Here is an 8816-nt window from a genome sequence, read left to right on the forward strand (position 1 = left end):
ATGCATGGGCCAATGGCTATGTCGGAGGACTCGCCACTATCAAGTCCGCCCTGAACGATTCAGTTCTCAGCAGCAGACCTGTCTGCGGCCACCGGGTGCAGCGAGCAGTGCCGCGATGACCGCCTGCATCGACAGCCCGAATCGGGCGCATAGACGCCGCAGCGCGGCCAGGATCAGGCGCAGGTTGTGCCCGGCGCCACACATCACCGCGTGCAGCGCATCGCCCAGCGCGCCCTTGAGCGGATTGCGGGCAAGCCGCCCATCCATCTTCATGTGCCCGATGGCTGGCTCGATGGCACTGCGCCTTTTGATCATGGCCTTGAGCGCTCGGGTGATGCCACGCTGTTGGCCTGACATCAGAATGCGCACGCCTTCGATCTGCGTACCCCGATAGCCCTTGTCCACTATGGCCGTGGTCGGCGGTTTGTCCGTGCCGGTGAGAATGCCCACCTGCTCCAGTGTCTCGGCCAGTGTGTGGCCGTCGTAGGGGTTGCTCGGCATGGAGCGCATGCCCACCACCAGCCCTTCCTTCAAGGTGGTCGCAATGCTCACTTTCACGCCGAACTCATAGGGGGTTCTGGCTTTACCCTTGCTGATGCACTCCACCTCGGGTGCATGCAATGCGTACAGTTTGTTCTTGTCTTTGGCGCGCTGGGTCAGGATGCGGCCCATGCGTTGCAGCAGGTCCTCGACCTTGGCTTTGGCCAACTCAGGCAGCGCGTGCAGTTGGCGGGCAACTTCACGATGCACCTGGCCCACGCGGGTGCGCAGTGTCCTCGCAGCTTTCTTCATGCGCTTGAATTGCTTGACATGCGCGTAGCGCCCGATCTGCGCGGCCAGGCGAGGGGCTACTCGGTTGTAGTTCTGGCGCAGTTGCAGACTGTGCTCCTGGGCCACCTTCACCAGGTGCTGGCGGCTCTTGTCCAGCAGACGGCTGTCGGTGGGATGGGTGATGGCTTTGGGCATGACGGTGGTGTCTGCGATCACTTGCTGCATGCTGGAGCTGCGAACTACACCGCCCCGGTGGGGAGCGTCAATGCTGGCGGCCAGCAGTGTCTCCACTCCTTCTTCTCCAATGCGCTTTCTCCATCGCGTGAGGCCGGAGTGGTAGATGGGCAACTCGGTTTGAAGATAGGTCTCACCGCAAAAGAACTGCCAGTACGGGTTCTCCACCCAGGTGTTGACCACGGCTTCATCGGAAGCATTGAGGGTGTGTTGAGGTACAGCAGCCCTGCGATCAGGCGCGCACGCAAGGCAGGCCGGCCCCACCCGGAAGTGAACGACACCGCAAAGGTACGCTCGATCTCGGCCCAGTCGGTCAGCGTGGCCAATCGGACCAGCGGGTGCTTCATGTTGAGCTGCTCGTACAGCCTTGGGCGAAACAACTCACCGGACTGCGGCTGTGAAGGCTTGGGACCCATGGACTACCCCAGAGGAGTTTGCAAGAAAACAGGTACGGGCAAAACCATACCTTGCAAATCCCGCCCCCATCAACCCCAAGAACTACGAATCAGATCAACAGCTTGCAAGTTTTTCAGGGCGGACTACCTATTCCAGCATTCGGTGACCAAAGAAGCTGATGCGGCAGATGCCGCGCCTCGCACGCCAGCGTGCGTCAGCGTGTAGTTTCCGCATCTGTCTCCCACCTGTCCGCCAGTTGGTGTCGCAGTCAGTGTGTATGCGGTGCCTGACGCGGCGCTCGCGGGTGGCGATGCCAGGGCGATGGTGTAGCGGCCAGACTTGATCGTGGTGAGGGTCGTCGGAAACGATGCTGTTGGTGGATAAGTGCCTGTTGCTGTGGCTGCGCGCTCCATCCATTGGGCTGCCTGGAGCAAGGCAGCGCGCGCTTCTGCACGGTGCCCACGCCGCACATATTCTGTGTAGCTAGGAAACGCAATGGCGCTGAGAATGGCCACGATGGCGACCACAATCATGACTTCAATCAGGGTGAAGCCTCGTTGCTGCTGATTCATCTGCAATCCGTTTCAGATACGTAAATTACTGCAACTGCCGCCAATTAACAGTTGATGCTGGTTTTGGTAACTGGGCTGTGTTGCCACCACCACCACCACCACCACCACCACCACCACCACCACCACCACCACCACCACCGATCTTAATAATGATTCCCCTCCCTCTCAAAGAGATGCCTTCGGGGGACGTGGTTGTGCGATTGGTGTCATTGTCCTGTGCGGCCGCTGCCTGATAAAGCCCATCACCGTTCGCATCCAAAATTTGCTGCGTGGGCTTCAAACCATACTGAACACCCAAAAACGTTCTATAGCCCCTGGCTGGCGTCGACGTGGGTTGGCATGTCTCTCCTGTTGTGTTGCCTCCAGATGCAGGAACAACACTGAGGAGGTCAATAACGTCGCTGCCATCATAGAAACTGGGCATGTTCAAAACCCGCTCACCAGTAATCGGCAACTCGAAATACCATCCCTTTTGAGTGCCGGCCAGTGAGTACGTCAGCGTAGTCTGAGTTGTGGGCATACGCCAGAAGCTCTCACTGCTACTGGCTCCTTGCCCGGCAATGACTGGTGCGCTAAACACCCGTTCTACAAGCTTGGTGTCTCGCCCGTTGGTCCCGATGGCTGTCGGCGTTACCACAGTTGTGTCAATAAGTACCTTGCCCAGGTTGGGGCCAGCGGCTGTATCCAGCTTGTAGCGCGTATTATCCAATATCGAGTAAAGCGTTTGCACCGTTACATCGGTTCGATCGGCTTCTGTAACATTTCTGCCGGTCCCAAAAACAACCATCATACCGCCGACGGTTGTATTCGCCCTGAGGTTGGGGGCCGCAGTGATAGGCTGGCGGTTTGCCGTATTTGCTTTCTCTACAGCAGTGTAAAAGGGCGTGCATGCAGTGCACCCCGCTGCAGAAAAAGCAACTTTCCAATTGGCTGCGTCTGCATTTGAGACATCGAACTTCCAAATATTGCCGCGCAAATCTCCCGCATAGATCATGTCTACGGTGCCATCGCCGTTAACATCTAGCAGGCGTGGTGTGGAAAGCCCGTTTGCCGTAGACTCTGTTCCTGTACTGGCGGCGTTAATCTTTTTTATGGATTTGTCCCCATCAAGGTATTGAATCAGAAGAACAGGGTCTTCGCTGCCGCTGTTGTACCCATTTCCCAATACAACAGCCCAGCGGCCATTGTTCATGCGTGTTATTTGGGTGGCAATCTGCGAATTATTCTCTGAAGTAACAGGGTCTCCGAATATATAGCCAATATCACTGTCAGTTCCATCGGTCTTATCCATCACGACGAGCGATGATGCATTAGCTGCTAAAAAGTTGGAGGTTTCGGCTCCCGCTGTGTATCCAGGGCGAGTGACATCCAGAACATAATAACCTTTGCCACCGGCGCCCAATGTTCCCACCAACATCGTTTTCCATGATGGAAGCGCACTGGTTCCTGTGTTGACATCTCCCGTAAAAGGTGATCCATCAACAAAATAGCGGTGACTGTAATCTTGTTTCGACAACTGCGAAAGATTTTTTATGACTCCCTGAGGAACATATGCAATCTTCTCAGTACCATCTGCAGCTGAGAAGCCATGCAACATGCCATCATTGCCACCAACATAAAGCATGGGCATACGATATCGCTGGGCATTCGCAAAAGTGCGATACCCATCTACAGTCAGGCCATTATTGGGAGGGCCGATGTACCAAAGCGTGGAGTTGGCAATGTCGCCCTGTCGGGATCGGCGAACCCGAAAAGGCTCTGTTGCCGTTGTCCCCTCTTTGGTTCTGTCTCCCCGAACATAGTTAAGTCGGTCTTCTCCGAGTGTATCGGTCGCAGAATCAACGGTATTTAACAGAGTTTTTTGGGCCGCACTAAGGTTGGCCCAGGTAAATGTAGTACCTGCTGCCGTTGTATCGTTATAGGTAAAAATCAGCCTGGAGGATATGTCGGCTGCTGACAGTTCATCCAGCTTGTCCCCGGTAGTTTTTCCTCTCACGGGCAGGGTTGAAGTCGTGCCCCATGCAGTATTGTCAGAAAGCGCTCCGGTCGCGGCAGCAACTGTTTTTGATCCGATCCCACCAATCCAGCCATCTGCTTCATAGGTGGAAAAAAATGCGGTGGTTCCTTGGTTGCTGATGGAGCTGGAAGCGCTTGAAAAACCTGTGATCGGCCTGGTAGAGTCTGCAATAATAGTGCCCACAATGTCTTTGAAGGCATTGACCAAGTCTTGCGACGTCTGAGCCGGATAGAATTTTCCCCGGCTATTAATGGCGGTGTGCCACAGCTCTTCTTGACGACCACTTTCATTGGTCGTCAATGGGTCGCGCCAAAGCCGAGTGCCAACAATGGCTCGCGAAAAATCCCCGCCGTACATGCCTTGTGCAATGTTGAACATGGGATTGGTGCCAATATTGGGCCAGTTTGCCGCTGCATTGTATCCAATCGTATACGTGACCATGTGCTGCCAGTTGGCAGGATTGTTTTTTGGATTCCAGTATTGTGGAATGGTTGCCGTGGTGGCTCCGTCGGCAAATGTTTCAGAACCTGATTTCTTTATGAGTGGAACAACTTGATTGTTGATCCCTGATTGGAGGTCATGCCTCCAGTAATTAAATGCCATATCAGATAATGTGGATACGGCATTTGTCCCCCAGTCATCCCTGTAGATGCGGGTTTCAGGTGCTGTTATGTCGTAGGATGTTCCATCTGGCAATGTGTGATTCGTGCCGTCGTCATTGTTGATGGTGTTGGAGGGGTTGTTGTTCCAACCTCCATCAGTCATCAATATGTTGTACGAGCGTCGGCATGCATGGATAGGCGCCTCGGTGGTGCCGGGATCAAAATTGTAGGGATTGTTGATTCCTGTAGTTTTCAAGTATTCACCTGCAACCCCTTGCATTCGGTGGGTGGGAGTGTTTCCGCCTGCAACTAGTGTATTCACCCATTTGATGAAATTTCCCCGATGGCTGTTATCAGTGGGATCGTCAAGTCCACGGAGGACTTTCATTGAATTTTTGCTGTTGCAGCTTACGTCGGTGCTGGGTATGGTGTTGCAACCCCAAAGCGACTGATAGGCAAGTCGTATGGAATCATCCGGCACGTTGGCTGGTCGGAAAGTTTCTTTCAGTGCGTCTTTCAGGGCGGTAATGCCTGCTGCGCCCATACTGCCAGAGTTGTCAACCGATACGATGATATTTGGCGCGGGCTCTCTGCTTGCCGATCCGGCTGGATATTGGACAAGGCTCAAAAATTCGCCTGCAAAAACAAATTGAGGCAAGCCGATAGTGCCAATGATCAGTGCGATGGCAGTTTTCCGAAAGTTATGATTTCTTTTCATATAATTTCCTGATGTTGCCGTGAATTAGTTGGTTTCGCCGGATATGGATGGGAATGCCACGATATTTTGCAAAACAACTTGTGTACTTGGTTTGAGGCCGCGGGCAATGGCTGTAATACGGTAGAAAATTTTGGCGTTAACCACTTCAGGTTCCGCCCCGGCTAATACACCAGGACCTGTTTCTTTGGGTTCGTACTTGATGACTTCTACCCAATACCAAGCCCCTCTGCCTGCCGTTGTGTCTGCCAAGATGGGGTTGCTGGAGGTGCCTGCGCTTGCCCCCGTGTACTGGCCGTATCTAGCGCCAATATTGGCTGCAATCATGGCGCTCATCGTAGTGGAGTCGTTCCAGAAATCCTGTGCACCAGTGCGGAACTGACAAATGCCGTTGAAGCATTTTGTGGTCTGGGCATCGAGCGTATAAGTCAGTGCATCGAGTTCATCATGGGCTGTAGGGTAAAGGGTCGAACTAACAACTGTTCGTTGATTGGTGCCCGCTTCCGTGCCTTGGCGAATATCAAGTTCAGCATCTTGCAGCATAACTTGCGCTGCCTCAAATGCTCTTTGATAGTCTGTATCGTTTCCCACGATGAGTTCGTTGAAAAATGCTGTTCTTGATGCCCACAAGGCCAGCAGCATTGACATCAAGACCAGTACGATGACAATGAAGAGCGAGATACCCTGCTGATTTTTATATTTTTTCATGACTGGCTCACGATATGGCCTTTGGCCAAGCATGGTTGCGAATATGAAATATATTTTTGAATACCATTCGTAATTTGTTTCCTCGGGTTGCAGTAGTTCCGTCGCATTTTGTATAGCTTGCACCGATGGTATCTAAAAATTGCTCGCCCTCGAGTTCAAGACATACTTCAATGCCATATACCTGAGGCCAGTCTGTTGGGCTTAAGTTTGCTGCAGATGCATAGCGAAATTGTGGCTGGCTATCTGCTATGTTCAATTTCTGCTGTAAATAGCGAATCCTTAGATCCACCAAATTACTAATGATTGGTTGGACATTGCCAGTACTGTTTGAGCATTCAAGGTCAGCGCCATTCTTTCGAAGCTCATTGAGGATAATTGGGGCTGATGCAATCCCAGGATTGCTTCCTAAGCAGTCGCTGACAAGATATCCCTCTATTGGCGTGGAGGATGGCGGGGATGGGTATATAGACTCGCTCGCATTGACGTAACGCAATGATATTATGAACTGGCTGGCAGTCGGTGTGTCCAGTCCTGCAATGGGTGGGAGGCCAGATAGCGTAACAGCAGTCGGTTGAACAAATGTCGCTGCATCGCGCGGATCCGCTGCTGTATTGAGTGGTCTTCCTCCGGCTTGGCGTAATTGCTGTCCAATTACTCTGAAAGCATAAGATGCCTGTTGTTGCAGAGTGGTGGTGTCACTAACTGTGGTAGTTACTCCTCGTGACACCATAATTGCGCCCAAGCCAACACTGATTGTGAGCAGGCCGATTGTTAATCCAATCAATAACTCTATAAGTGTGGCTCCGCGTTCTTTTTTCTGCATGTGGGAGGAAATAAATGAATTTAAGGCGCTATGCGCTATTTGACTGGTGTGCATCATAGGCTCTATTCAGATGTCAGAACAAAAAACCAGTGAGCCGCTGGGTATGCATCGTTGGGTAAGGTTAATATATTGCAAGTGGCAAATTTTCCCCGCTGGGCAGGTTACAGACCCAGAAGTTGAAGTTCCAGTTACTGAAAAAATGGCCTTGTATGCAGATGTGTCTGCCAGTGAATCGCCTTCGCGGGCGCGTTCATTTTCTCGCCAGGAGAGCATCACTCCCAACTGCCTAGCGTCGCTTCCAGAAACAAAGACAGTTGCATCACCAACGGGCAAATTTGCCCTCACACTGCGTAACCAGCGATCCACGTCGTAAGTGGCCAATTGGGCCGCGGTACAGCTTGAGGTGGGAAATCCTGAGTCGATCGCACAAGCCGGGGGGGAGCCCAATGTCGATGCCCAAGCAACGGCATAACTGGCGGCATTACCAATCGCGTTGGGGTTGGCTCTGACCCGCTCGCTAAGGTCCTCAATCAGCTTGACGGCTTGAGCGCGCCTGACGCCGGTTTGGGTATCAGCCAGTGTTCGCATCTGAATGCCCACTATGCCAAGTAGTCCAAGCGCCATCACTACGATTGCAACCAATGATTCGAGAAGCGTAATCCCTTTTTGGGAGGTCTTGCGGCTGTAGGAGGAGTCACAAACTAGCATGTCACGCTTTCTTTAACAACACGGACTCGCCCGCCGGATGAGAAGCAAACCGCAGTCGCGGCAGGTGATGCCACGCCACCTGCTCGTGGGACGATGGCGAAGCTGGCCGCATTAATATTATTGGTGCGCCCCCATCGATCGAAGCGAAATGATGCCGCGCTATTGTTGTTCATAACATTTACACTCGTGGGCATTTGAAAAGATTGTAGGACCTCTTCTCCTGCATCTAAATTTCCGTCCTCATCTGTGTCCACAAAAATAATCCATCCGCAACTCCATTCTTGATTGGTCGAAGCGAATGTGCAGCCATCCGTGCCATTTGCAATCTTTCTAACACTAACCTTGCCGCCTCGTTTGATGGCCTCCGATCGCGCTACATAAATTGTGCTGGTAATGTTGTTTACTGCTTGGTTGGTGCGCCAGCGCTCAATCATGGGACCAAAGCTTGGGCCTGCCATGGCTGTAAGCACGGCCAAGATTGTTATGACAATCAGCAACTCAATGGCTGTGAAGCCTAGAGCGTGCCGTGACGCCTGGGCTAGTCGCCTTGCTGGATCGGGGTGGTGTACGAGCATGCAGCGCATGATATTCCTTTGGAGTCTGCCTAGAGGAGGGGGGGGGATGGGTGGCGGCGAATGAGCGATGAGTGGTGTTCTCTACCGTGTGTAGCCGAGGCATGCGCCTGCATTGCTACGACCTCGGCACTCGCGTTTCAATCGACGGTCTCTCTCCGCGCGGGACTCTCCCGAGCTGCTCTTTGGCTGCTTGGCTCGAGGCTGCTTTTTTGTGGAGTCATTGGTGCTTTGTGCTGTGTTGGGATTATTTTTTGTGTGGGTTTTTAAGTGGGCTGCATTTGGAGTGCCGAGAGTTGTAAAAAAAATAAGGAGACAAAGTAATTGAAAATTTATTGATCGCATGTTGGGCGGATAAAATTTACAAGCGATGGGGATGCTGTTTTTTGGGGTTTCTTTTTTGTAATATAAAGTGATGGGTGGTTTGTAAGAAAAATTGTTTTCTTCCATGCATCAACTTTGTTGGTACATAATTGGGTTGTGATTTTTAAAGTAAGCTTGGTTGCTAGGGACGCTCTTCACGAATCGGTTCTGGCTGTGCCGTAGCGACGCCCGAACTAAAACAGCACCCGCTTTGGGTAGTTGGGCACGCCCAGCAGGCACTGCACGAGGGGAATTGCCCGGCTTCGCGGGGGCATTACGCTCCTTGCAGACGCACCTGCCCCATACAAGCCATCAACTTGTGCCTCGCCATCCAC

6 protein-coding genes and 1 pseudogene are annotated in these 8816 nt (G+C 52.6%); all 7 read right to left on the reverse strand.

Features of this window, described 5'->3' with window-relative positions:
• Window positions 1-66 precede the first annotated feature (66 nt).
• The 7 genes and pseudogenes from AC07Z7_RS14090 to AC07Z7_RS14120 all read right to left on the reverse strand — a co-directional run bounded on the left by AC07Z7_RS14090 (window position 67) and on the right by AC07Z7_RS14120 (window position 8130).
• A pseudogene (locus AC07Z7_RS14090) lies at window positions 67-1421 on the reverse strand (IS5 family transposase).
• Between the two features lie 123 nt (window positions 1422-1544).
• Window positions 1545-1973, reverse strand: a complete 429-nt coding sequence (locus tag AC07Z7_RS14095; RefSeq protein WP_494766602.1) for a type IV pilin protein — start codon at window positions 1971-1973, stop codon at window positions 1545-1547.
• A gap of 25 nt (window positions 1974-1998) precedes the next feature.
• A complete protein-coding gene (locus AC07Z7_RS14100; protein ID WP_494766603.1) occupies window positions 1999-5310 on the reverse strand; it encodes a pilus assembly protein in 3312 nt (1103 codons plus the stop codon).
• A gap of 24 nt (window positions 5311-5334) precedes the next feature.
• On the reverse strand, window positions 5335-6015 hold the full coding sequence (locus AC07Z7_RS14105) for a pilus assembly PilX family protein (protein ID WP_494766604.1): 681 nt from the start codon (window positions 6013-6015) through the stop codon (window positions 5335-5337).
• Between the two features lie 7 nt (window positions 6016-6022).
• A complete protein-coding gene (locus AC07Z7_RS14110) occupies window positions 6023-6892 on the reverse strand; it encodes a PilW family protein (protein WP_494766605.1) in 870 nt (289 codons plus the stop codon).
• 12 nt (window positions 6893-6904) lie between these two features.
• Complete coding sequence (gene pilV, locus AC07Z7_RS14115) at window positions 6905-7546, reverse strand: type IV pilus modification protein PilV (protein WP_494766606.1); 642 nt, start codon at window positions 7544-7546, stop codon at window positions 6905-6907.
• Window positions 7540-8130 (reverse strand): GspH/FimT family pseudopilin, encoded by a 591-nt coding sequence (locus tag AC07Z7_RS14120; RefSeq protein ID WP_494766607.1) that lies wholly within the window; start codon window positions 8128-8130, stop codon window positions 7540-7542. Before AC07Z7_RS14120 ends, pilV begins: the two co-directional genes overlap by 7 nt.
• Window positions 8131-8816: the final 686 nt, after the last annotated feature.

This window comes from Acidovorax sp. GW101-11A03, from assembly GCF_059424825.1.

Bases quoted from the DNA above. Each gene is read 5' to 3' on its own strand.
- AC07Z7_RS14095 (WP_494766602.1), bottom strand. From the start codon at position 1,973: ATGAATCAGCAGCAACGAGGCTTCACCCTGATTGAAGTCATGATTGTG.
- AC07Z7_RS14100 (WP_494766603.1), bottom strand. From the start codon at position 5,310: ATGAAAAGAAATCATAACTTTCGGAAAACTGCCATCGCACTGATCATT.
- AC07Z7_RS14105 (WP_494766604.1), bottom strand. From the start codon at position 6,015: ATGAAAAAATATAAAAATCAGCAGGGTATCTCGCTCTTCATTGTCATC.
- AC07Z7_RS14110 (WP_494766605.1), bottom strand. From the start codon at position 6,892: ATGCACACCAGTCAAATAGCGCATAGCGCCTTAAATTCATTTATTTCC.
- pilV (WP_494766606.1), bottom strand. From the start codon at position 7,546: ATGCTAGTTTGTGACTCCTCCTACAGCCGCAAGACCTCCCAAAAAGGG.
- AC07Z7_RS14120 (WP_494766607.1), bottom strand. From the start codon at position 8,130: ATGCGCTGCATGCTCGTACACCACCCCGATCCAGCAAGGCGACTAGCC.